The organism is Exiguobacterium sp. U13-1, from assembly GCF_001750115.1.
Taxonomy (GTDB): Bacteria; Bacillota; Bacilli; order Exiguobacteriales; family Exiguobacteriaceae; genus Exiguobacterium_A; species Exiguobacterium_A acetylicum.
In genome coordinates, this window is record NZ_CP015731.1 from 1,017,124 (window position 1) to 1,039,612 (window position 22,489).

Annotated in this window: 25 protein-coding genes, 1 tRNA gene and 1 riboswitch; of the genes, 17 read left to right on the forward strand and 9 right to left on the reverse strand. The window is 44.3% G+C overall.

Features of this window, described 5'->3' with window-relative positions:
• Positions 1–82: 82 nt before the first annotated feature.
• Positions 83–155, forward strand: a tRNA-Val gene (locus tag ESP131_RS05190).
• Between the two features lie 96 nt (positions 156–251).
• Here ESP131_RS05190 and ESP131_RS05195 read toward each other — a convergent pair.
• Positions 252–1,274 carry a PTS sugar transporter subunit IIC gene (locus ESP131_RS05195; protein WP_029340800.1) on the reverse strand — a complete coding sequence of 341 codons (1,023 nt, stop codon included), beginning with the start codon at positions 1,272–1,274 and terminating at the stop codon, positions 252–254.
• A 359-nt stretch (positions 1,275–1,633) separates the two neighbouring features.
• On the opposite strand from ESP131_RS05195, the gene ESP131_RS05200 reads away from it, so the two are divergent.
• A complete protein-coding gene (locus tag ESP131_RS05200) occupies positions 1,634–2,368 on the forward strand; it encodes a metallophosphoesterase family protein (protein ID WP_069940313.1) in 735 nt (244 codons plus the stop codon).
• 35 nt (positions 2,369–2,403) lie between these two features.
• Here ESP131_RS05200 and ESP131_RS16620 read toward each other — a convergent pair whose 3' ends face one another.
• Positions 2,404–2,682 (reverse strand): hypothetical protein, encoded by a 279-nt coding sequence (locus tag ESP131_RS16620; RefSeq protein WP_156772490.1) that lies wholly within the window; start codon positions 2,680–2,682, stop codon positions 2,404–2,406.
• A gap of 125 nt (positions 2,683–2,807) precedes the next feature.
• Between ESP131_RS16620 and ESP131_RS05205 the strand changes: the two genes are divergently transcribed.
• Positions 2,808–3,443 (forward strand): sterol desaturase family protein, encoded by a 636-nt coding sequence (locus tag ESP131_RS05205; RefSeq protein ID WP_069940314.1) that lies wholly within the window; start codon positions 2,808–2,810, stop codon positions 3,441–3,443.
• A 16-nt stretch (positions 3,444–3,459) separates the two neighbouring features.
• On the opposite strand, the gene ESP131_RS05210 is transcribed toward ESP131_RS05205, so the two are convergent.
• The 3 genes from ESP131_RS05210 to ESP131_RS05220 form a co-directional block, all read right to left on the reverse strand.
• Complete coding sequence (locus ESP131_RS05210; protein ID WP_029340803.1) at positions 3,460–4,014, reverse strand: TetR/AcrR family transcriptional regulator; 555 nt, start codon at positions 4,012–4,014, stop codon at positions 3,460–3,462.
• The gene (locus ESP131_RS05215) at positions 4,001–6,319 is read right to left on the reverse strand and encodes a YhgE/Pip domain-containing protein (RefSeq protein WP_069940315.1); all 2,319 of its coding nucleotides are present in this window, start codon (positions 6,317–6,319) and stop codon (positions 4,001–4,003) included. Before ESP131_RS05215 ends, ESP131_RS05210 begins: the two co-directional genes overlap by 14 nt.
• Positions 6,320–6,470: 151 nt before the next feature.
• On the reverse strand, positions 6,471–7,436 hold the full coding sequence (locus ESP131_RS05220) for a quinone oxidoreductase family protein (protein ID WP_069940316.1): 966 nt from the start codon (positions 7,434–7,436) through the stop codon (positions 6,471–6,473).
• Between the two features lie 104 nt (positions 7,437–7,540).
• On the opposite strand from ESP131_RS05220, the gene yidD reads away from it, so the two are divergent.
• On the forward strand, positions 7,541–7,825 hold the full coding sequence (gene yidD, locus ESP131_RS05225) for a membrane protein insertion efficiency factor YidD (RefSeq protein WP_023467166.1): 285 nt from the start codon (positions 7,541–7,543) through the stop codon (positions 7,823–7,825).
• A gap of 108 nt (positions 7,826–7,933) precedes the next feature.
• Here the strand turns inward: yidD and ESP131_RS05230 are convergent, their stop codons facing one another.
• A complete protein-coding gene (locus ESP131_RS05230) occupies positions 7,934–8,323 on the reverse strand; it encodes a tautomerase family protein (protein ID WP_029340806.1) in 390 nt (129 codons plus the stop codon).
• Between the two features lie 56 nt (positions 8,324–8,379).
• Positions 8,380–9,864, reverse strand: a complete 1,485-nt coding sequence (locus ESP131_RS05235; RefSeq protein ID WP_081637438.1) for an aldehyde dehydrogenase family protein — start codon at positions 9,862–9,864, stop codon at positions 8,380–8,382.
• Between the two features lie 181 nt (positions 9,865–10,045).
• On the opposite strand from ESP131_RS05235, the gene ESP131_RS05240 reads away from it, so the two are divergent.
• From ESP131_RS05240 to ESP131_RS05260, 6 genes are all read left to right on the forward strand, one after another.
• Positions 10,046–11,275 (forward strand): DUF2254 domain-containing protein, encoded by a 1,230-nt coding sequence (locus ESP131_RS05240; RefSeq protein WP_069940317.1) that lies wholly within the window; start codon positions 10,046–10,048, stop codon positions 11,273–11,275.
• 37 nt (positions 11,276–11,312) lie between these two features.
• A complete protein-coding gene (locus tag ESP131_RS05245) occupies positions 11,313–11,795 on the forward strand; it encodes a DUF456 domain-containing protein (protein ID WP_023467174.1) in 483 nt (160 codons plus the stop codon).
• 192 nt (positions 11,796–11,987) lie between these two features.
• On the forward strand, positions 11,988–13,325 hold the full coding sequence (locus ESP131_RS05250) for a hemolysin family protein (RefSeq protein WP_069940318.1): 1,338 nt from the start codon (positions 11,988–11,990) through the stop codon (positions 13,323–13,325).
• 177 nt (positions 13,326–13,502) lie between these two features.
• The gene (locus ESP131_RS05255) at positions 13,503–13,937 is read left to right on the forward strand and encodes an organic hydroperoxide resistance protein (protein WP_023467178.1); all 435 of its coding nucleotides are present in this window, start codon (positions 13,503–13,505) and stop codon (positions 13,935–13,937) included.
• A gap of 32 nt (positions 13,938–13,969) precedes the next feature.
• On the forward strand, positions 13,970–14,143 hold the full coding sequence (locus ESP131_RS16760; protein ID WP_169738093.1) for a hypothetical protein: 174 nt from the start codon (positions 13,970–13,972) through the stop codon (positions 14,141–14,143).
• Between the two features lie 26 nt (positions 14,144–14,169).
• Positions 14,170–14,682, forward strand: coding sequence for a type 1 glutamine amidotransferase domain-containing protein (locus ESP131_RS05260; protein ID WP_029340809.1), 513 nt, complete (start codon positions 14,170–14,172; stop codon positions 14,680–14,682).
• A 48-nt stretch (positions 14,683–14,730) separates the two neighbouring features.
• Here the strand turns inward: ESP131_RS05260 and mce are convergent, their stop codons facing one another.
• Positions 14,731–15,141 (reverse strand): methylmalonyl-CoA epimerase, encoded by a 411-nt coding sequence (gene mce / locus ESP131_RS05265; protein ID WP_029340810.1) that lies wholly within the window; start codon positions 15,139–15,141, stop codon positions 14,731–14,733.
• Between the two features lie 263 nt (positions 15,142–15,404).
• On the opposite strand from mce, the gene ESP131_RS05270 reads away from it, so the two are divergent.
• The 7 genes from ESP131_RS05270 (at position 15,405) to ESP131_RS05300 (ending at position 21,678) form a co-directional block, all read left to right on the forward strand.
• Positions 15,405–16,850 (forward strand): murein hydrolase activator EnvC family protein, encoded by a 1,446-nt coding sequence (locus ESP131_RS05270; protein ID WP_069940319.1) that lies wholly within the window; start codon positions 15,405–15,407, stop codon positions 16,848–16,850.
• Positions 16,851–17,052: 202 nt separating this feature from the next.
• Positions 17,053–18,330 carry a murein hydrolase activator EnvC family protein gene (locus tag ESP131_RS05275; protein ID WP_069940320.1) on the forward strand — a complete coding sequence of 426 codons (1,278 nt, stop codon included), beginning with the start codon at positions 17,053–17,055 and terminating at the stop codon, positions 18,328–18,330.
• A 63-nt stretch (positions 18,331–18,393) separates the two neighbouring features.
• A riboswitch (TPP riboswitch) is annotated at positions 18,394–18,504 on the forward strand.
• A gap of 115 nt (positions 18,505–18,619) precedes the next feature.
• Positions 18,620–19,423, forward strand: coding sequence for a bifunctional hydroxymethylpyrimidine kinase/phosphomethylpyrimidine kinase (gene thiD, locus ESP131_RS05280; RefSeq protein WP_029340813.1), 804 nt, complete (start codon positions 18,620–18,622; stop codon positions 19,421–19,423).
• Positions 19,404–20,171, forward strand: a complete 768-nt coding sequence (gene thiM, locus ESP131_RS05285) for a hydroxyethylthiazole kinase (protein WP_069940321.1) — start codon at positions 19,404–19,406, stop codon at positions 20,169–20,171. Before thiD ends, thiM begins: the two co-directional genes overlap by 20 nt.
• Entirely contained in the window at positions 20,161–20,799 is a 639-nt protein-coding gene (gene thiE / locus ESP131_RS05290; RefSeq protein ID WP_069940322.1) for a thiamine phosphate synthase, read from the forward strand. Before thiM ends, thiE begins: the two co-directional genes overlap by 11 nt.
• An 11-nt stretch (positions 20,800–20,810) precedes the next feature.
• Positions 20,811–21,254, forward strand: coding sequence for a hypothetical protein (locus ESP131_RS05295; protein ID WP_231925690.1), 444 nt, complete (start codon positions 20,811–20,813; stop codon positions 21,252–21,254).
• Between the two features lie 55 nt (positions 21,255–21,309).
• Complete coding sequence (locus ESP131_RS05300) at positions 21,310–21,678, forward strand: ArsR/SmtB family transcription factor (protein ID WP_029340817.1); 369 nt, start codon at positions 21,310–21,312, stop codon at positions 21,676–21,678.
• 45 nt (positions 21,679–21,723) lie between these two features.
• Here ESP131_RS05300 and ESP131_RS05305 read toward each other — a convergent pair whose 3' ends face one another.
• Complete coding sequence (locus ESP131_RS05305; protein WP_069940323.1) at positions 21,724–22,362, reverse strand: CHASE3 domain-containing protein; 639 nt, start codon at positions 22,360–22,362, stop codon at positions 21,724–21,726.
• Positions 22,363–22,489: the final 127 nt, after the last annotated feature.

The following is a 22,489-nucleotide window of genomic DNA, read 5'->3' on the forward strand; positions in this document are numbered from 1 at the left end:
AAGATAATTTTTTTTGTTAAAAAGGCTTTACACTTTTCAATATGCTGCTATAATAAAAACATACCCAGTAACAACACAGCATGATTCTGTAGCTCAGCTGGGAGAGCGCTACCTTGACAGGGTAGAGGTCGCTGGTTCGAGCCCAGTCAGAATCATACCGAAATCGTTCCTTTTCGAAGGAACGATTTTTTTGCGTTAAAAAAACTATTCCCGAAATCAATCAGGAATAGTTGGAAGGGTGGTAAAATGTTTTATTGAATTTCGAGATGAAGATCGCCGCGCTTCGTCCACCCTGCGACAGTCGTCAATCGATAGAAGACGAGCGTCAAGACACCAGGTAGAACGACACCAGTCAAGAAGAAGACAAGGAACGCTTGAGGACCTTGATTGACGAAGATATTGAGTGGGGCAATCATCGAATTGAGTCCAAGTCCTGCGAGTTCATACGGTACTTTCAAAGAGAGAAGAAGCGTCGCGACAGGAGCTGAAATCATCGCTGCGAGAAACGGTGCAACGACAAGACGTGGATTTTTAACGATATTCGGGAATTGTACTTTAGGTGTTACAAAGAATGAAGCAATCAAGCCACCTGGATCCGTCTGACGATATGCCATCAACGTAAAGCCGACGAATTGAGCGGAACAGCCAATGAGTGCAGCGGCACTCGCTACAGGATCAAGTTGCAAAGCGATAGCGAGTGCAGCGGACGAAGCAGGAGACATCAATAAGACACTAAAGATGAGTGCAATAACAAGAGATGTAGCAATAGGAGAAGACTCGACTGAAGCTGTGATCATGGCACTGAATTTTGTGAGGAGTGGTGTCGTGACGGCAGCAGCACCGATTCCGGTCACACCGCCAGCAAGGACAGCGCTCATTGGGATGACCATCATGTCAAATTTCGTTTTTCCAGTCATGCGTTTTCCGACGTATACAGCGACAGCAGCCGCGAGTAATGCACTGATCGGCTGACCGGGTACAAGAACGAGTCCAGAAGCAGTCGATTGAAGGGCGGCACCACCGATCGTCGCTGCGATCATCGCGCTGAACAGCACAAGTGTGTTTCCTCCGAGCTGAAAGGCAATACCGGCACCAAGCGCGGGAGCGAGTAGTACTTTTGCGACACCACCAATCGTCAGTAACATTTGGATATGTAGAAGATTTCCGAGTGTCTCAATCAGAAGTCCGACACCAAGTGTTACAAGAACGGCATTTGCCATTCCAGCTGATACTTTTACCATTCGATCCATCGCATATTCTTTCAACGTTGTCATCCTCTCTATCTATCTCTATTTTTTGCCATGAAAAAAGCCTATCCGTTTTTGGGATAGGCGCCACTCATTCTGTGCGGGCGCCTCATTCGATGCATCGAAAGAAGGGCCCAAAAATCATTTCCGCTTCATCATCGGAAAAGTTTTCAGTCCCTCATGCATAGAATAATCAGTCGTCCGGCTTGGTTAAATGGCTGTTGCGTCGGAATCATTCGATCGTGCCCCTCTCTGTGAATTTTTCTAAGCCTAACATGCTCTTGATCAATAATCAATATTTTCTGACAATTTATTTTTCCTGAAATCTGACAGGAATTCACGATATCATCGGGAAATCCTAATGTACCAACAATGGAGGCGTTTACATGAAAGTTATGCTTTTTACAGATATTCACGGCAATGCATCAGCTTTGCGTGCTGTATTGTCCCATCTTGATCAACAAACAGATATCGATGCCGCTTATTGTCTCGGTGATCTTGTCGGTATTGGACCAGAGCATAATGAGGTCATCGATTTATTAAGACAACGGTCTGATATCCAGACGATTTCTGGAAATCATGATGAATGTGTCCTTGCTTTAATCCATGGGGAGACCTATCCCGATAGTTACCGACATGCTAAAGAGCACCATCAATGGATCGCGGATACGTTGACGCAAGAGAATCAAAAGTATTTGGAGCACTTACCACGTATCTTAAATGTTACGCATCAGGAACAAACGATGCACCTGACGCACTATGCTTACGCCGACCAGACGAAGAAGATTGGTGAAGAGCCATTAAAGCAAGCAGTGGATGGAACGAAAGAAAGCTTATTCGTCCTGTTTGCTGGAAGTGAGGCACGGATCATTGGTTTCGGTCATCATCATCCAGCGCAACAAGTCGAGACAGAGCAAACGCTCTTTATTAATCCAGGTGCACTTGGATGTCAGGAAACAGCTGTTGCTCCAGTAGCAATTATCGATTGGGAGAAGGACCAAGTCCGTTCAGAAATCCTGAAGATTTCATATGATGATCGACCATTTCTAGATGTGCTCAATACGACGGAAATGCCGGAACGTGAGTTGATGCGCCGTCTCTTCTTCGGTAGTAGGACATGAAAAAACCTTCATGAAATGTTCATGAAGGAATTCAATCAAGACGATAGTTTTGTCATGACCGAGATAAGACACACGACAATCAGTAACACGATACCAATGTTTCGTTTTAATGGATGGCGTGACCAGTAAAAGAATAGCGCAAGGACAGGGGCCACAAAAAAGGCAACGATGAGACTAATTAATGTTGCAAGAAATAATACAAATATCCAAAGTTTGCTCGTTATCCGGTATACCTGCCACATGTCGTAAAGCGACATGAGTGTATAAGCGAGCAACACAAAGATGATTCCGGTCGATAAACTCAAAGTAATCATCACTCCATTCTCTATTTAGTATAAAGGAGGGAGCGAGAATGATTATACGACTTGAAGTAAAAAACGTGACGAATCGATGAACGTACGATGATATGCTGTAACGAAAGAGAAAGGGGAAGGCACCTATGTCAAATATCTATCGTCGTTTTTTTCTGTTTCCGGATATTTTGATCATGCTCGTATTACTGATTGCGATCAGTAGTTATGTCTTTGCTCAGCCATTTCATTGGTCGATTTTACTGTTCTTTTGTCTTGGACTGATCATCTTTAGTTTCAGTGAATACCTGATCCATCGCTTTTTGTTTCATTTGCCACCACCTAAGAATGCGTTTGGACGAAAGCTGTTGAAGCGACTTCACTACGATCATCATGCGCATCCGAATGAACTGCATCTGTTGTTTTTGCCCGTCTGGTATTCCTTGCCGAATCTTAGTTTCTTTGCGGCTCTGACCTATCTTCTGACGCAATCGGTCGTCTCGACAGCCGCAGCTGCAAGTGGATTGATCGTCATGTTACTCGTTTACGAGTGGAAACATTACGTGGCACACGTTCCACTGAAACCGAGAACACGTTTTGGAAAATGGATGAAAAAGACGCATCTATTACATCATTTCAAAAATGAACACTATTGGTTTGGTGTATCCAATCCGGTGGGAGATTGGTTGTTTGGCACTTTGAAGGATGAAAAAACAGTTACTTCTAGTCAAACAGCACGAAATTTAGAAAAGAATCGAGAATATGAAAAACCGCCGATCAGCTGACCGGCGGTTTTTCAATTCATAAAATGCGTAGCATGGCACGACGAATCGTATCTAATTCTAACGGTCGAGCAATCAATGGCCATTCGGCAATTAGCGCAATGTACGTCCGGAAAATCAGAAAGGCGGTGACATCGACTGGTACATCACGATCATCTTGTCCAAGGCGAGTCTCAAGTAGCGTTTTAAGATATTCGACGACATGTCGTTCGATACGTGTCCGTAGTTCCTGCATCTCTTGTAATTTGAGATTACGTGTTTCTTCGATGATTTGAAGAATGAACAAATGTTGTTGCTGATGATAGACGATGGCGTCGATCATTGCTTGTTTATTTTCTTCTACCGTCGCATGTTCGACGTAAGCGCGTTCTGCTTCTTCTTTCATTTCTTGCAGCACACGTGTTACGAGCGATTCGAACAGGTTGAGCTTACTTTCAAACAGTTGGTAGACAGTCGGTTTTCCGACGTGAGCGCGTCGGGCGACACGCTCAATCGTCGTACCTTTATAACCAAGTTCAGAAAAGCAAGCCATCGCTGAGTCTAGTATCAGTGTTTCTTTATCAGACTGTGTCATGTTGTTTTCGTCTCACTTTCGTTGAGAGTAGAATCCGTTTGGCTCCGAGCCCTCCAACGAAGCTGATGATCAACGCGACGACTAAGATGGTCGCAAGGACTTGACTGTTTGAGATGAGAGCGTCTGTCACACCAAGTCCAAGAGCTTCACGGAATCCACCGACTGAATACGTCATTGGTAAGAACGTATGGATGGCTTGGAAGAAGCTTGGCGTCATCTCGACTGGGAACGTACCACCACTACCGCCGATTTGAAGCAGAAGTAGTAGGAAGGCAAGGAACTGTCCGACGCGACCGAGTAGCATCGCGAGCGTGAACAGAATCGTAATGAACGTCATACCTGTTAAGGCAGCAAATCCATAGAGCGCAGGAACACTCGCGACATCAGCATCCAGGACATAAACGATGGCTGTAGCCGCTGCGACACCTTGTAATGCTCCAATCGGTAAGATGAGTGATAATTTACCGACAAGGAAACGCCATGTCAGACTTTCACCATGTTCCGGACGAATCTGATAGACAGACGAGAACATCAAGGCGCCTGCGAATAAGGCGATACTAAGGATATAGGCTGATAAACCAGAACCGTAGTTGTTGACCGTCGAATAGTCATGTTCTTTTAAGACAACGGGTTCTGCTAGCATATTATCCCGCTCTTTCGTCGGCTTGACGGTTGCATCCTTAGCCCCTTTGCTGAGCTCGTCCTTCAATGTTTTAGCCCCATCTTCAAGTTTGGTATTGGCATCCGCGATTTTTGAAGCCCCATCGGTCGTTTTGCCGATTCCGTCTGTAATCGTAGTTGAACCAGATGCCAATTGTCCTAACCCGCTAGTCAACGCGCTAGCCCCAGTTTGAAGTTGGTGTGTACCATCTGAAAGCTGATTTGCCCCGTCAGCTAGTTGGGCGCCACCTGTTGCAGCTTTATGCACACCTGCAGTATATTGACCGAGTTTTTCATTGAATATTTGCTGACCGCTTGCTAATTGTTGTGCACCTGACTCGACTTGTTTCGCACCATCAACGAGCTTCAATTGTCCAGCGTTTAGTTGCGAGACAGCTGACTCGACTTGTTGACCACCTGCAGCCAGTTGACCAATCTTCTTCGTCGCGTCCGTTGCTTGAGCAAGACTCTGATCAATCGCGCCTTCTTGGGCGGCGAGATTTTGGATGTTTTCTTCTAATGAACCGATAGAACCGAGTAACGTTTGTTTTTCTTCATCCGATAACTGTTCAGAAGCAGAAATGACTTCTTTTAGTTGCGCGACGTTTGCTTCAAGGGCTTCACGACGTGCTCGTAAATCTTGTTTCGCTTTTTCAGCATCTTGATTAAGTTGCGTTAAAAAGGCGTTGGCAGCTTGTGCTTTTTCATCCAATTGATTTAATCCATCCGTCAATTGAGGAATTTTTTCATTAAGCTGAGCCGTACCTGCAGCCAGTTGCTCTGCCCCTTGACGGACTTGTGTCGAGCCACCGCTGAGTTTCGTTGCTCCGTCTTCTAGTTGTGCAGCACCGGCTTGTAATTTGCCACCATTTTCGTCTAGCGTGTTCAACCCAGAAGACAACTCACCCGTTTTTTGGGCGAAGAGGGCAGTCTTTTCGTCGAGTGTCGTGACGCCGTCACTGAGTTTTTTAGAACCTTGATTGGCTTCTCCGAGTTTTTCGGACAGTGTCAGACTGCCATCTGCGAGCTTTCCAAGATTCGTTGCCAGTGTTTTGGCACCATCCGCTGTTTTATGGTTGCCATCTTCTAGTTTAGAAGAACCGTCCGATGCCTTTTCCATACCGTTTGCGATTTTCTTCAACGCACCGAAGATCGCACTACTGTATTGTTTCGTCACGGATTTTCGGATCTTTTCGTTTAATTGTTTTGCAGCCGTACTCGAAATTTGTGTCCCCGAGTAGTTTTTGGCTGGATTCAAGTAATACTCCAACTCAATCTTCTTCGGATGATCATCGAGTAGTGTTGTTGCATTTTTAGAGAAGTTCTTCGGGATGACGACCGTCATATAGATTTTGCCGTCACGTAATTCTTTTTCGGCTTTGTCCTTAGATAAGAACTGCCAATCAAAATCATCATTTTTTTTGAGTTTGTCGACGAATTGATCCCCGATGTCGACTTTCTCTCCTTTAAACTTCGTCGCCTTGTCCTCGTTGACGATAGCGACCTTGATGTCTTCTGTTTGACCGTATGGGTCCCAGAATGCAGATAAGAAGATGGAGTTGTAGAGAAACGGTACGAGGATGAGGGCGAGAATGACGACAATCATCATCGGACTCTTCAATTTCTTCCATTCTGAGCGAAACATAAATACAAATCCCCTTTCTAAAACTCAAAACTTATTTGGGTTTTAGGTTTTGATGAGGTTTACTTTACTCTCTTCATTAAAAAAAAGCAATCTATAATCTCGATTTCACATAAAAAAGACGACTCACGGGGAGTCGTCTTAGAAAAACGAGTTAAGGAAGCAAAAGTAGTTTTCCTGTGCTGCGTCGACTTTCTAAAAAGTCATGTGCTGCTTTGCCATCAGATAATCTGAATGTTGTAGGAGAAGACAGGGTGAGATGATTGGATAGAATCCAATCAAATAATTCACCAGATCTACGGATTCGTTCTTCAGAAGATGTTAATACGTTCCAAAGGTCACCACCCGTCAATGTTTTGGACGTATCCATCAAGAAGCGAGGATCGACAGATACGGGATCGCCGCCTGCCATACCATAGAAGACAACAGTTCCATGGACTTTTGTCACATGGAAACTATCCATTAAGGTAGAACCAATGGATTCGTAGACCACATCAACCCCTTTACCAGAAGTTTGCGCGAGCACGTGCTCGACCCAGTTCTCGGAATATAAATAGACAGATTCACAGCCAGCAGTTTTAGCGATCTGTGCTTTCTCAGGAGAAGACGTCAATCCAATCGGAGTTGCCCCAAGCAAACGAATGAGCTGTGTCAAAAGCTGACCAACGCCACCGGCGGCTGCGTGCACTAAGACGACATCTCCCGGTTGGACATGGTAGCTATCACGAGTTAAGTAATGCGCTGTTAACCCTTGTAATAAGATAGAAGCTGCTGTTTCGTATGAGATATCGTCAGGAAGCGGAATCAATTTATCGACGGGTGCTACGACGTACTCAGCGTTCGCAAGCGGAACGTCCGCAAAAGCAACTCGTTGACCTACGTGGAACGTTGAAACAGCTGAACCAACCGCTGTGATGATGCCTGAACCTTCGTAACCTAAAATATAGGGGGGTTGTCCTTCCAAATGGTAGTTTCCTTTTCGGCGATAGATGTCTGCAAAATTCAGACCGATCGCTTTCATTTCAATTAGAACTTCCTGTTCAGTAATTGTTGGCGTTGGCACGTCTTCGAAGCGTAATACATCAGAACTCCCGAATTCGTGGAAAGTTAATGCCTTCATCTCAACACATCCTTCTTTTAAATCTGCTTTTAGTATAAGGCAGAACATCTGAAAATGATGGACAGATGCGTTACACTAGAAAAAAAGAGGAAAGAAGGGACGTTATGAAACGTGTCTTAATGGGAGGAATTCGTTTTTATCAAAAAGTCATCTCTCCCATGAAACCAGCCACATGTCGATTCTATCCAACATGCTCCCATTACGGGATGGAGGCGATTGAACGTCATGGTGCGGTAAAAGGTAGTTATTTGACGACGCGTCGATTGTTACGGTGCCAACCGTTCCATCCAGGAGGCCTTGACTTCGTTCCAGAACCCGATCAATTTAGTTGGAAAGCACCGCTGCAACGGGAAAATCCACGGGAGAAGGCGGAAGAAACGAAGGAGTAAGTCATGTGAAGGTTCTCTCTTGTTTAATGAAGTAAGAACAAAAAAAGGGAAGTATGTTATCGGTAATTTCCGATAACATACTTCCCTTTTTGTTCTACTTACAGACGATCATAGTTTACCCGTTAAAAACTGTGCTTCGCCAAGACCGAAGCTCCAGTCGGCTGCATCATTTTCAACGATCGAAACCATCAAATCAGTCGGTGCGAGTCCACAGTTTGCTTGTAAGCGTTCGGCGAGTAATTGGTAGAGACGTTGTTTTTTCTCTTCCGTCCGCGTTTTACTCGTCACACTGATGAGGACGATATCTTTACTCCGTTCAAACCCAAGTCCTGTATCTTGAATGACCATCTCATGCGCTTTATGCGTGTGCACGATTTGATAACGATCGCGCTCCGGCACATCAAATGCTTCGACCATCGCATCGTGTGCGGTGTCGAGTAACGTTTTTAACTCTTCTTCTGAACGTCCTTCAATGACGTCGAATCGTAATAACGGCATGTGAAATCACTCCTTCACAAAATTATGTAGAGTAGGGGGAAAACCCTACTCATATATTACTCGAAGAATGGTTTGTATTGACGACGATCGTGCATGACAGACAACCATTGGACAGTCGAGAATTCTTCAAGTACCCACTCACCGTTGAAGCGACCGAGTCCTGAATCTTTTTCACCACCAAATGGCATATGTGGCTCATCGTTGACCGATTGATCGTTGATGTGAATCATACCTGTCTCGACTTCAAGCGCAAAGGCAGTCGCGCGTTCAATAGAAGAACCATGGACAGCGCCACTCAATCCGTATGGAAGTGAGTTCGCGATTTCGAGTGCCTCTTCATCCGTATCGAACGGGATGATGACAGCAACCGGTCCGAAGATTTCATTTTTAGCGAGTGGCATATCATTCGTAACACCAGTCACGACAGTAGGTGCGATGACGTTATCTTTTGCTTCGCCGCCGACACGAACGGTTGCACCCGCAGCTTTTGTTTTCTCGAGATCTTCAAGAATTCGTTCAACTTGTGATTGGTTGATGAGCGGTCCGACTTGTGTCCGCTCATGTGATGGATCACCGTATTGTAGCTCTTTTACACGAGCAACGTATTTCTCGACGAATTCATCATGAATCGAAGAAGCGACGAGAATTCGGTTCGTCGACATACAAATTTGACCTTGGTGATAGAACTTGCTGTAGACAGCAGATTCGACCGCGCGATCGAGATCAGCATCATCAAGTACGACGAAGACGTTGTTTCCGCCAAGTTCAAGCGCTGTTTTCTTTAGATGTTTACCAGCAAGTTCACCGATATGACGACCTACTTCAGTTGATCCTGTGAATGAAATTAAACGTGGTACAGGATGTTCGACGATAGCATCACCGATTTCTGAACCGCGACCGACGATGACATTCAAGACACCTTTTGGCAATCCAGCTTTTTCAAACAGACTAGCAAAAATCAATCCGCCTGAAACAGGTGTGTCCGTAGCTGGTTTAACAACGACTGCGTTCCCGATGGCAATAGCAGTAGCGATCGACCGCACAGCTAAGTGGAAGGGGAAGTTCCATGGACTGATGACACCGATGACGCCAAGTGCTTTACGGTAGATCCGGTTTTCTTTACCTGGTACGACCGATGGACGAATTTCACCGTGCATCCGAAGTGGGAATGTCGCAGCTTCCTTGACGATCAAGACAGAAGCAAGGAATTCGCCTTCCGCTTTAATACGTGTACTTCCGGACTCTTTAATCAACCATTCGATGATCGTTTCTTTCTCCTCGTACAAGACTTTCAAGAAGTTTTCGATCAAGCCTTGGCGTTTTAAGGCAGGAACTTTCGCCCAGTCTTTTTGAGCGACTTGAGCCGCTTCATATGCGTCATCTAAATCTTGTTGGTTCGCGGCAGAGATCGTGAAGAGCTCTTCACCCGTGAAAGGATTCGTGTTCGTCATGTTGCTGTCACTTGCGCCTGTGCGCCACTGACCGTCAATATAAATTTTCGTGAAATCTGTATGCAATGTAGCTTCGTTTTGTTGAGCCATATCATTTCATCTCCCATTCGTTTTCATAACAATTAAGTTATTCACGTTATGAAAAGAAGTAAAACACATCCGTGCACTTCGACCAAACATATTGCTCAAAGTCAGTCAGTCAGATGGGTTTTAAAGCGCTCTAAATCAGGAAATCAATCAGTATAGTGCTATAAAAAGGAGGAATTTTATTTTGAAGAAGCTGAAAGTCCTGTCTCGAGAAATCAATTGGTGGTGGCCATTGTTATATGGTCTCATTGGGATTGGTTTGACGGGAATCGTGACGTGGTTAGATGTGTATATATCAGACTGGTTTCCAAAAGAGTGGCAAACGACACTTGGCTTAGCGCAGACAATCCATAGTTCGGTCTTTACCGGACTGCTCGCCATGATGACATTCACGTTCTCGACCATCCTGGTTGTATTGACGACCTATTCATCACAATTCTCACCTCGGACATTGCCTAATTTCATCGAGAATCGACAGGTGCAACACATCTTTGGCATATTCATTGGAGCGGTCAGTTACTCGATGACGATGCTCTTTTTCCTTCGTCCGGCTTTGAAGACGAGCGTCGTCGCTTCGACAGTAGCCGTTCTCGTCGTGTTGATATCGATCGTCGCATTCGTCGCATTCATTCATATCGTCAGCCAGTCGATTCGCGTGACGACATTACTCGATCGATTACACGAAGAAGGGAACGAATTATTGAAACGGCAAATCGGACATCTAGAATCGGGAGAACAAAAGATTACTGAGAGTAAGAGGATAACAAATCATCCTTATATTATTCAGGCAACTCGAACCGGATATATTCAAGTAGTCGATTATGATGCTTTTGATCAGAAAGAACGCGTGTATATTCATCGAACCGTCGGCTCATTCGTAACAGAGGGAGAAGTCATCGGGCGGGCAACTTGCCGGGATATCAATGAAAGTATCTTGATTGGACCGACGAAATCTTCAGAACAGGATTTTGCATTCGTTCTTGAAAAATTAAGTGAAGTTGCTTTACGTGCGATTTCTCCAGGGATCAATGATCCAAATACAGCAAGACATGCGATTCGGATCATTGGTGACTTAATGCGACAGTATGCCGTAATACCAGATGGTGTGCTGGTTGTTGGCGAGGACAAGCAGCACGTCATCGTCCGGGAAACTTACCAACAATTGTTGTACACGACGTTTTATCAACTACGACATTACGGAGCAGAGGATATTTCGGTTCTCGCGACGATGCTCGAATCGCTTGGAACGATGAAGCGGCAAGCCTTACCTGCTCACTATGAAACCATTCAACGGTTCATTCCATATATCTGTTCGGAAGTGCGTTTTGAAACAATGAACGACTGGGATCGAGATTTTTTAAAAAATCAAATACATCGGGCGTTGAATGAAACTTTTGTCTCTCCTTCATCGTAATAAGGGCAAGAGAATCAAAAGAAGGGAGGGATAGAAAGTGACAATCTTGTTATGGAGTCTGATCGTCGTCTGTTTTCTAGTCGCTTTTGCAGGTCTCGTTTATCCGATCATCCCAAGTGCACCGATTTTAGTAGTGGGATTTTTGATTTATGGATTCGGATTCGGGTTCTCTGAATTATCGATTAGTTTTTGGGTGATTCAAGCGATATTCATCATTCTCTTATTCACACTCGATTATCTCGTTAGCGCCTACACCGTCGATCGACGGGGAGGCTCACAAGCAGCTAAGATTGCGACGACAGTCGGATTGATTGCGGGACCATTTATTTTGCCAGGAATCGGATTATTAATTTTCCCGTTCGTCTTTGCCATCTTGACGGAAAAAATCATTAGTAAAAAGACATGGCAAACCTCGGTTTCAGTCGGGATCGGAACAGTCCTTGGTATCTTATCAAGTGCATTGTTAAAGGGAATCGCGATGTTACTCATGATCGTGATCTTTATTCTCTATGTCGTCTGACGATTTGAAATGATGTCTTCAAGTACACATTTTATGAAAGTTCCGTTATAGTATGAATATGAAAAAGTAGGGAAGCTTTGAAAGTTTGAAGCTTCTTTTTGCTGTAAACCACTAGATGCCTCGGCATCTGGCTTTATATTAATGGAGGTGAATCCCCTTTCTTCGGGGAAACGATTGGACAGTACACACTCAATGGAGACATTCGACACGACGACGATCATCATTCGACTACTCGTCATTGCACTACTCATCGTCTTAACCGCTTTTTTTGTAGCTGCCGAATTTTCGGTCGTCAAAATGCGAATGTCTCGAATCGATCAGTTGATTACAGAAGGAAGCAAGACTGCGAAAGTGGCGAAGCGGCTACTTGAGAATTTGGATTATTATTTATCGGCCTGTCAACTCGGGATTACCGTGACAGCGCTTGGTCTCGGGTGGTTAGGAGAATCAACGGTAGGTGCGATTCTCGGTATGTTGTTCGAAGAAATTGATATTCCGAACTCCGTCTCGACGATCATTTCGTTCGTTCTTGCATTCTCGATTGTAACGTTTCTTCATGTCGTACTTGGAGAGCTTGCTCCAAAATCTTTGGCGATTCAAAAAACGGAAGCCATCACGATGCTACTCGCGCCACCACTTTATTGGTTCGGTAAAATCATGAAACCTTTCATCTGGACATTGAACGGTTCAGCACGAATCATCCTTCGGTTATTTGGTGTCGAGCCAGCGGGACACGAAGAAGTCCATTCTGAAGAAGAGATTAAAATCATCATGACACAGAGTTATAAGAGTGGAGAAATCAACCAGACTGAGCTTTCCTACATGCAGAACATCTTCTCGTTCGATGAGCGGATCGCGAAAGATATCATGTTACCGCGGACGGACTTAATAACGATCTCGAACGATGCATCGATGGAGGACATCATTCGTCTCGTTGAAGAGTATCAGTTCACACGTTACCCAGTAGCGGAAGAAGGAGATAAGGATAAAATCCTTGGCTTCATCAATGCGAAACAATTATTTACGGATCATATGGCTAACAAAGGAAAAGCGTTAAGCTATTACATTCATAACTTGCCAATTGTATCCGAGTATTCTCCGCTTCAAGATGCCATGCTGAAAATGCAGGTCGAACGGACACCGATGGCACTCGTCATCGATGAGTACGGTGGTACGGCTGGTGTCATCACGATGGAAGACATCTTGGAAGAAATCGTCGGAGAAATACGAGATGAGTTCGATAAGGATGAAAAAGCCGACATCGAACAAATTCATGAACGGTTATACCGAATTTCAGGACGTGTCTTGATTGATGATTTAAATGAGCGCTTTAACCTAGGAATTGAAGAAGAAGACATTGATACGATTGGTGGTTGGGTCATGGCACAGGATACGGAAGTATCGAGCGGTCAAGAATTCCGTTATCAGGCATACACGATCAAAGTCATGGAAGTCGATAATCATCAAGTGAAATCAATCTATCTTCAATTGCCTGATCCAGAAGAAACCGCAACAGAAGAGATCGGATAAGAAATAGAATGTGCAAGACGATGGACCTCGTGTTCATCGTCTTTTTTTGTCTACTAAAAGAAGGAATCAGCTAAGATGATAGACACCTCTTGTGTTTATCTCCTTCAGTGACGGGTATTACTGTCTATGTGGCAAAAAAAGCATTTTTTAATTCAACAGGAAAAGGGGTTTTTTATCATGTCAAACGTCATTCTTACTTCACGTGCATCTGCAGTCGGTGGTCGCGACGGGAAAGTCGCTTCAGACGATAACGTCATCAATCTCGATTTAGTTATGCCAGGAACAAAAGGCAAAGAAGACATTCCGACATCAAACCCGGAACAGTTATTCGCAGCAGGATATGCCGCTTGTTTTGATGGTGCCTACAACTTAATGGCGCGCCAAGCAAAAAAACGAGTCGAGACGCGGACGAATTCAGAAGTCAGCCTCTTACAGGATGAAGCGGATAACGGTGTAAAAATTGCAGCAAAACTCGTCGTCGAGGTCGTTGGCGTATCGCAAGAAGAAGCCGAAGACTTACTAGAGAAGACGCACAACTTCTGCCCGTACTCGAAAGCGACACGTGGCAACATTGATGTCGATCTTTCTGTTAAAGTCGTCGATTCATTGTGAGCATAAGCGACGAATCATAAGGAGGGTTTTCCATGGCACCGAAAGAAACCGATCGTCCAAATGAAGAGTTGGAAGATGAACGGGATCGACTGTCTGAAAAAGAACGGAAACTGACAGAGGAGCAACAAAAGGAAATCCTAAAAGGTAAAGACGAGATGCCAGATGATCCGGTCTCTCCTCGTGATCGTGGAGAAGATCAGATTTAAATCAAACAAATTGGGGGATGAATTACATGTCTAAAAAAGTAGCAGTTGTACTCGCCGATCATTTTGAAGATGTCGAATTCACTGGACCTGTTGATGCGTTAAAAGAAGCGGGGCACGAGATTACTGTCATTGGTGCCAAAAAAGGTGCGGAACTTGTTGGGAAGCAGGAAGAGGCGAAAGTAAATGTTGATCTCTCGATTGATGAGACTTCAGCAGCAGACTATGATGCTCTCCTGATTCCAGGCGGATTTTCACCGGATTTACTTCGAGAAGACGAGCGTTTTGTCTCATTCGTTGAAGAATTCGATATGTCGAAAAAACCGATTTTTTCGATCTGCCATGGACCACAATTGATGATTAACGCAAAAATCGTCAAAGGAAGAAAAATGACAGGTTATAAATCGATTCGAATTGATTTAGAGAATGCTGGTGTGGACTTTGCAGATGAAGAAGTTGTCGTCGACGATAACTTCGTCTCAAGCCGTCAACCGGATGATATTCCCGCATTCAATCGGGAAATCGTAGCCAAACTCGGCTAATACCATGAAACGAAAAAATCAGCACTGCAACGTTGCAGTGCTGATTTTTTATGGGTTCTCCGGATAATCACAGAGTTCTGTAATGACGCCGTGTGAATGCCGAGGATTCATATAAATCAGTCGTCGCCCGAATGGCGTCGTTCGGTACGTATCTTCTAAAAATGTTAATCCTTGTTGTTTTGCTTCTTCAATCGCTCGATCCAAATCCTCTACGCGATAAGCAATGTGATGGACACCTTTTCCGCGTTGTTTTAAAAAACGTGCGATCGGACTATCTGGACTTGTTGGCGTCAACAACTCGATGTGTGCATCATCGAACTCGATGACCGCGATATTGGAAGCAACACCAGGTGCGGGATTCGAGTACTCTCTTGTTAAGGTCCCTCCAAGCACGTTTGTATAAAATGAAATGGCTTCCTGCATGTCGCGAACAGCAATTCCAGTGTGGTCTAATTTCATATGATATCCTCCTTCTATTCGCTTCAGTTTCCCAAAAACACTTCAAAGTTGCAACGATGAGTTACCTTCCAAATGTTTCTATTACATAGAAGAAGAAAGATTTATTTAAAATGAAATATCACTGAAATATTATGGAAGAGGAATGAATGCTATAATCAAAAACGTTCTTATAAAAAAGAAAAACTATTACAGAATTTAAATTTAACTTAAATACTCTACGATAAATCATAAAACATACACTACAGAAAACGAGGGAATACTACATGAAAAAAACGTTCGCGTCGCTCATCGTTTCCGCACTGGTTCTTTCATCAGCACCTCATTTTGCAGCAGCTGACGATTTAAGTGAACAGAAAGCCAAAAACGAACAACAACAACAAGACAATGCTAAAAAGCAAAAAAACTTAGAGTCTTCTGTTAATCAAGAAGGTAAAAAAATCTCTAAAACACAACAAGAAGTCAATCGACTAGACGAAGCTTTGAACGAAAAAATCTTTGCTGTCGAAACAAAAGATCGTCAAATCAAAGCAACGGAACGTGAAATCGTTGAACTTGGAAAAGAAATCGAGAAATATAAAGCGAAACTAAAACGCCAAGAAAAATTACTTGGTGATCGTCTTCGTGTCATGCAAGAGAATGATGGAAACTCAATTAAATGGGAAGAAGTCATCTTTGGCTCTAAAAATGTTGGTGACCTCGTAAGCCGTGTCATGGCAGGGAAATCCATTTCAAAACAAGATGATAAAATGATCACGGATTATCAAAATACGCAAAAGCAATTAGCAGATGCGCAACAAAAAGTAAAAGAAAAGAAAGCACAGTTGGTCGTTGAGAAACAAGAATTAAAACGTCAACAAGCAGATCTTGAATCGCAATTAAAAGAGCGGAACAAACGCTTAAAAGAACTTCGTAAGAAAAAAGAAAAGTTCGAAACACAATTGATGGATGCAAAAGAAGTCCAGCAAATTCTAATTGCGCAAGAAAAAGCGATTGCTGCTGAAAAAGCAGCGCGTGAACGTGAAGCTCGAATTGAAAAAGAACGTCAAGCTCAAGCGGCACGTGAAGCGAAAGCACGCGCAGAAGCTGAAGCAGCACAAGCAGCAGCACAAAAAGCAGCAGAAGAGCAAGCCGCTAAAGAAGCAGCAGCTCAGCAAGCAGCACAAGAGAAAGCAGCACAATCGGCAAAACCTTCTGGTTCGACGAAGCAATCGGCACCAAAACCATCTACACCAGCACCAGCTGCGCCTGCTCCAGCGCCGTCAGCACCAGCTGCACCAAAACCAGCACCATCATCAGGTGGTCTGTTCATTCATCCAACTGCCGGAACTGTTACACAAGGGTATGGTTCTGCAGGTGGAGAGAACGGATATACGTTCCATAACGGAATTGACTTTGGTGGTCCAGTCGGTACGCCGATCGTGGCAGCTGCAACAGGTACAGTCATTACAGCATCAGGTGGCGGACCTTACGGAAATCATGTCATGATCGCTCACCAATTGAACGGGAAGACATATACGACAGTATATGCTCACATGAGTTCACTCAATGCCCGTGCTGGTCAACGTGTCAGCCAAGGTCAACAAATTGGCGCGCTAGGTAGTACAGGAAATTCAACAGGACCACACCTACACTTCGAAATCCATGTCGGTGGGTATAGCTATAGTGCAACTGGTCCAGCTAACTCAGTCAATCCATTATCAATGCTTTAATCGTAAAAGAATCGTTGCGTATGCAACGTTCTTTTTTTTGTCATTTTCAAAAAACAAATCATATATTACAAAAAACCGTTTTCATTTGAAATGTAAATGAAATTTTTTTGAAACGATTACGGTGCTATAATCTATTTCAGATATGAGAGAAACTTGAATACTATAATAAAATATGAAAAAACATAAGTGAGGAAAACGATATATGCTAAAAAAACTAATTTCTACCATTGTTTTAGGAGCATTACTTATAACAGGAACGCAACCGATTGCAGCAGCGACAATTAAAGAAAAAAAGGCTGAAAATGCCGCTGAACAACGTAAACTTGAAAAAGCAATCAAAAAACAAGAAGCCAAAATCTCAAAAGAGCAACGTCAAATCAATCAAATTGACGCAGCAATCAATGAAAAGATTTTCCAAGTCTCCGAAAAAAATAAACAAATTGAACAGTTGAACGTTCGAATCGATGAGTTAAAGGCAGACATCGTCCGTTACGAAGAAATGTTACAGAAACAGGAAGAACTACTCGGTGATCGTTTGCGTGTTTTCCAAGAAAACGATGGAAACTCGATTAAATGGGAAGAAGTCATTTTCGGATCGAAAGATTTAGGTGATTTATTTAGCCGTGTCATGGCGGGGAAAAAAATCGCTGAGCAAGACGATAAAATGATTTCGGATTACATCGCTACGCAACAAAAATTAGCAGAAGCAAAACAAGCGCTCGTTGAGAAAAAAGCGGAGCAAATGCAGGAAAAGAAAGTATTGATTGAACAAAAGAAAGCGTTAAAGCTTCAAATGAAAGAACGTAGTGCTACGCTGAAGAAATTACGAAAAGGGAAGACGAAGTTCACGACAGAACTGTTAGACGCAAAAGAACTTCAAGCGACTCTCGAAGCGCAAGAACGTGCAATTGCGGCAGCAAAGGCAGCCGCTAAAGCAGCGGCTGAAAACGCAGCAGCGGAGAAAGCAGCAGCTGAAAAAGCCGCTAAAGCGAATGCTAAAGCAGCAAAACAAACAGGTAAGAGTTCGGAATCAACTGGTTCCGTTGCCCCGCCCGTTGTTTCGAGTGGAGGAAAATTCGTTCGACCGTCTTCTGGTGGAGTATCACAAGGATTCGGACCAGCAAGCGGTGCGAATGGTTACACGTTCCACAACGGTGTTGATTTCAGTGGTTCGGTCGGGTCTCCAATCGTCGCGGCAGCAGCTGGAACGGTCATCACAGCCTCAGGTGGTGGACCTTACGGCAATCATGTCATGATCTCTCACTTCCTAGATGGACAAGTGTACACGACCGTCTACGCACATATGAGTTCATTATCGGTTCGTGCAGGGCAAACGCTCTCTCAAGGTCAGCAAGTCGGGACACTTGGTAGTACAGGAAATTCAACAGGACCACACTTACATTTCGAACTACATGTCGGAGGCTATCAATACAGTGCTTCTTCTCCTCTAAATGCAGTCAATCCATTGGCATATCTGTAATCAAAACGGGCTTCGGCTCGTTTTTTTTTCTTCTCTATGCTACAGTTAAGGCGAAACGAATACTTGAGCAACTAGGGGAGCTGGAGGAATCCGGCTGAGAGGAAAACCAATCTGTTTTCGACCCTATTACCTGAACTGGATAATACCAGCGTAGGAAAGTTGAGCCGAACGGATACCGGAATGCGTGTATAACGCTTTCGTATAGCGTCGACTGCTTTTTTACAGCGGTCGGCGCTTTTTTTGTTGGTCACGACTCCCTTACATTGCTCGATGGGAAGGTGAAAAGAACATGAAACATGTACTGACGATTGCGGGATCCGACTCCGGTGGTGGAGCTGGGATTCAAGCAGATTTAAAAACATTTTCGGCTTTAGGCGTTTATGGAATGAGCGTACTGACAGCCGTCACAGCGCAAAATACGTTGGGAGTTCAAGCGGTGGAAGAGTTATCCCCAGAAATCGTAGATGCCCAGTTAACGTCGATTTTTTCAGACATTCGTGTCGATGCGATCAAAATCGGAATGGTCTCGAATGCGCAGACGATTCGTGTCATTGCTACACATCTCCGTAAACAAACAGTCCCTATTATATTAGATCCCGTCATGGTCGCTAAAGGCGGTCATGCCCTATTGCGGACGGAAGCTGAACAAGCATTGATTTCAGAACTTTTACCACTTGCGACTCTCGTCACACCGAATTTACCGGAAGCAGAGCGTTTAACAGGACGATCGGTCACCAATCTAGAGGAAATGCGACTGGCGATGCATCAATTGGCTACACAGACAGGTGCAGTATTGCTAAAAGGTGGACATCTCTCAGGAGCTGCGACGGATTTGTTGTTTGATGGGGAAGTGGAACACCACTTCACATCGGAACGATTAGACAATCAACATACTCATGGTACTGGTTGTACCTTATCCGCAGCGATTGCAGCGCGGATGGCGCTTGGAGAAGATTTACAAGATAGTGTACGACAGGCGAAAAACTATGTCACGGAGGCAATTCGTCATGGATTTGCTCTCGGACAAGGTATTGGACCGACACATCATTTTCATTCACTTTGGAGGGATACACATGTTTACGACCATTCTTGAACACAAACCACTCATTCACCATCTGACGAACACGGTTACGATCAACGACTGCGCAAACGTCACACTCGCTGTTGGAGCATCCCCCGTCATGGCAGAAGACATTCGTGAAGTAGAAGAGATGGTTAGACTCGCGCAAGCTCTTGTCTTAAACATTGGTACGATCGATGCAGACATGCAAGCAGCTCAACGACTCGCAGTCCGTGAAGCGGGACGTTTGAATGTCCCAATCGTTCTTGATCCCGTAGGAGCAGGAGCAACGACATTACGTACTGCTTTTTCCAAAGAACTCATTGATCTCGGGTGTACGGTCATTAAAGGAAATGCTTCTGAAATCAAGACGTTACTTGGGGAAGACGGACGAACTAAGGGAGTCGATGCTGCGGGAGATGCAATTATGGATCGAGAAAGTATTCACGTATTCGCTCGCAAACACAAATCTGTCCTCGTCGTGACAGGTCCGAACGACTACATTACGGATGGAACGCGCGAAATGGAATTACATGTAGGAACACCGCGTCTAGGAGACATCACGGGTACGGGCTGTATGACGGCCTCCTTGATTGCGAGCTTCCTCGGTGCAGGATATACGGCATTTGAGGCGGCTGTCCACGGGACATTTGTCATGGGAAAAGCAGGGGAACAAGCAGCCTCCGCACAAGGTCTTGGTGATTTTAAACGAGAGTTGTTCAATACCATCAGCCTTATGACGGAGCAAGACCTGGTGGAGGTGACAGAACGTGTCAATTGATTACTCCATCTATGCAGTGACGGATCGTCGGTACCATCCTGGAGTCGCGATCGATACGGTCGTTGAGGAAGCCATTTTAGGTGGTGCAACAATCGTGCAATTACGGGAAAAAACAGCGCAAGGAAAGGAATTCTTTGATCAGGCAGTTCGGTTGAAAACACTCACGGATCGCTATGATGTTCCTTTGATCATCAATGATCGGATTGATATCGCGTTACTCACCGGAGCTGGTTTGCATATCGGACAAGAAGACATTCCTTTAACCGCAGCACGTCGCCTTTTACCAGATGCTGTGATTGGCGTATCAGTAGCAACCGTTGCACAAGCGATTGAAGCAGAACGAGACGGAGCCTCTTATTTAGGGGTGGGTTCTCTATTTGCGACGTCATCCAAAGCGGACGCTGATTCCATGTCGCATACGATGCTTCAGGCGATTCGGGAAGCCGTACGATTACCTCTAATCGGTATTGGTGGAATCACAGCAACGAATGTCTCCTCTCTGCCCATCCCGCTGGAAGGGTATGCCGTCATCTCAGAGATTTTCGCTAAAGAAGATCGACAACTCGCTGCGCAGCAAATGACAGATGCTGTGCGAGAATGGCATCAATCACTTCAGAACAGGGTATAATCCGTTCAGAGGTGATTGTATTGAAATGGCAGACGATCCGTTTTCGCGGCTATTGGATTCGATATCGGTTAGAACCACAAATCATTCGAGTCGATAATCAGGGGATCTACCATCTAGGAAAAGTCTTATTTCCGCGTCCTAATCGTGTTTCCTATGAAATGGCCCTTTTATTGAAAGAAAAGTATGAAAGACGCTACAAACGTCCGTTGTATATTAAAACGAGCTCGATTGCGACGGAAATTTGGGGTCATACTCATTTAGATATTTATTACCGGGCACTTCTTCGTCTACCGATTCCGACGCGACTTCGTCAACGTTATACGAACCGATTAGAAAGCACGAAAATCATTGATATCGGCGTACGCGCTGTCGACCAAAATCGAATTGTCTGGGATATCGGAGATTACGTAGGAGGATGGTTCGTGTTTTGGCTCATTCGCAGACGAATGCGCTGAACTTGCAATGTCCCGTTTCTCGTGGTGCAATATAGGTAGAAACGAGGTGACAGACATGGACATTCCCCGTTGTGAAACGATTGCGATTGACGAACAGCGTGCGTCTGAAATCGGACGAATCGTGGATACGATTCCGACGCTTGAAATCGGAAAGCTATTTAAGATTCTTTCGGATGCGACACGACTGCGAATCGTTTATGCGTTGACGATCGAAGAAGAACTATGCGTTTGTGATGTCTCAGCCTCTGTCGACTGTTCGATCGCGACAGCGTCGCATCATCTTCGGTCTTTGTTGAAACAAGGACTCGTCAAGTTCCGAAAAGAAGGAAAAGTCGTCTATTATTCCTTAGATGATCATCATGTATCATCGCTTGTGCATATGGTGATGGAACATGTACAAGAGGGAAAAGCAATGCCTGAATAAATCTTTAGAATAAACGAAAAGCGCAGCCGAAGCTGCGCTTTTCGTTTATTCTAAAGACGATTGTTCTGATCCCTTAGGAGCGAAGCGGTGGAAGAAAAAGACCGTGGCACTAATTAATAAAAAGGACAGGATGGAGAGAGCAAGACACATCCATTTATATGTAGCGATTAAAGAATCTGATTGTTGTAATTTGGCTTGAAGCGTTTTATACAAATCATCTTTCACACGGGATAAGTCTTCGAGAATCGTTTGAGTCGTCTGAGTCGACTGTCTAGCAAGACGTTTTGCGGCTGTTGGACTTTGACGTTCATAGACAACAAACACGCGTTCAATCTCGGACTCCCAGACATTGTTGCGGCGAAGGAGATCTTTAATCGTCCCTGGGGTAGTCGACGATTGGTTCAGACTATTGCGCAAATCATGAATTTTAGACGTTGAAAAGTAATATTGTTCGATATAACGATTATCTTCATACAATAAGAGACCACGAACCGCATTGGCACGATCTCGATTGTGTTCGACCAACTGATCTACCTGATTGATTAACGGTATATCATGATCCTTCATTTGCTCGGTCATCGTTGCAATCGTCCGATAACCGGATAACGCATAGATGATCGGGATAGAGGCGAATAAGCTGACCAAGAAAATCAGCAGAATACGCTGACGCCAAAGAGAGTGCATGCAATCATTCCTTTAAATAAAAGACTTATCATAAGCTTAACTACTATCGTAAAAAAAGTGAAGTATGTCTATTTTTTGAATAGGGATAATGACTGAAAAAGTGAATAATACTAATAAAAAAGCAGGA

Coding starts and splice junctions, on each gene's coding strand:
- ESP131_RS05205 (WP_069940314.1), top strand. CDS start 2,808: ATGTCAAATATCTATCGTCGTTTTTTTCTGTTTCCGGATATTTTGATC.
- ESP131_RS05220 (WP_069940316.1), bottom strand. CDS start 7,436: ATGAAGGCATTAACTTTCCACGAATTCGGGAGTTCTGATGTATTACGC.
- ESP131_RS05195 (WP_029340800.1), bottom strand. CDS start 1,274: ATGACAACGTTGAAAGAATATGCGATGGATCGAATGGTAAAAGTATCA.
- ESP131_RS16620 (WP_156772490.1), bottom strand. CDS start 2,682: ATGATTACTTTGAGTTTATCGACCGGAATCATCTTTGTGTTGCTCGCT.
- mce (WP_029340810.1), bottom strand. CDS start 15,141: ATGAAATTAGACCACACTGGAATTGCTGTTCGCGACATGCAGGAAGCC.
- ESP131_RS05260 (WP_029340809.1), top strand. CDS start 14,170: ATGTCTAAAAAAGTAGCAGTTGTACTCGCCGATCATTTTGAAGATGTC.
- ESP131_RS05270 (WP_069940319.1), top strand. CDS start 15,405: ATGAAAAAAACGTTCGCGTCGCTCATCGTTTCCGCACTGGTTCTTTCA.
- ESP131_RS05235 (WP_081637438.1), bottom strand. CDS start 9,864: ATGGCTCAACAAAACGAAGCTACATTGCATACAGATTTCACGAAAATT.
- ESP131_RS05305 (WP_069940323.1), bottom strand. CDS start 22,362: ATGCACTCTCTTTGGCGTCAGCGTATTCTGCTGATTTTCTTGGTCAGC.
- ESP131_RS05200 (WP_069940313.1), top strand. CDS start 1,634: ATGAAAGTTATGCTTTTTACAGATATTCACGGCAATGCATCAGCTTTG.
- ESP131_RS05300 (WP_029340817.1), top strand. CDS start 21,310: ATGGACATTCCCCGTTGTGAAACGATTGCGATTGACGAACAGCGTGCG.
- ESP131_RS05215 (WP_069940315.1), bottom strand. CDS start 6,319: ATGTTTCGCTCAGAATGGAAGAAATTGAAGAGTCCGATGATGATTGTC.
- ESP131_RS05230 (WP_029340806.1), bottom strand. CDS start 8,323: ATGCCGTTATTACGATTCGACGTCATTGAAGGACGTTCAGAAGAAGAG.
- yidD (WP_023467166.1), top strand. CDS start 7,541: ATGAAACGTGTCTTAATGGGAGGAATTCGTTTTTATCAAAAAGTCATC.
- ESP131_RS05250 (WP_069940318.1), top strand. CDS start 11,988: ATGGAGACATTCGACACGACGACGATCATCATTCGACTACTCGTCATT.
- thiD (WP_029340813.1), top strand. CDS start 18,620: ATGAAACATGTACTGACGATTGCGGGATCCGACTCCGGTGGTGGAGCT.
- ESP131_RS05255 (WP_023467178.1), top strand. CDS start 13,503: ATGTCAAACGTCATTCTTACTTCACGTGCATCTGCAGTCGGTGGTCGC.
- thiM (WP_069940321.1), top strand. CDS start 19,404: ATGTTTACGACCATTCTTGAACACAAACCACTCATTCACCATCTGACG.
- ESP131_RS05210 (WP_029340803.1), bottom strand. CDS start 4,014: ATGACACAGTCTGATAAAGAAACACTGATACTAGACTCAGCGATGGCT.
- ESP131_RS05275 (WP_069940320.1), top strand. CDS start 17,053: ATGCTAAAAAAACTAATTTCTACCATTGTTTTAGGAGCATTACTTATA.
- ESP131_RS16760 (WP_169738093.1), top strand. CDS start 13,970: ATGGCACCGAAAGAAACCGATCGTCCAAATGAAGAGTTGGAAGATGAA.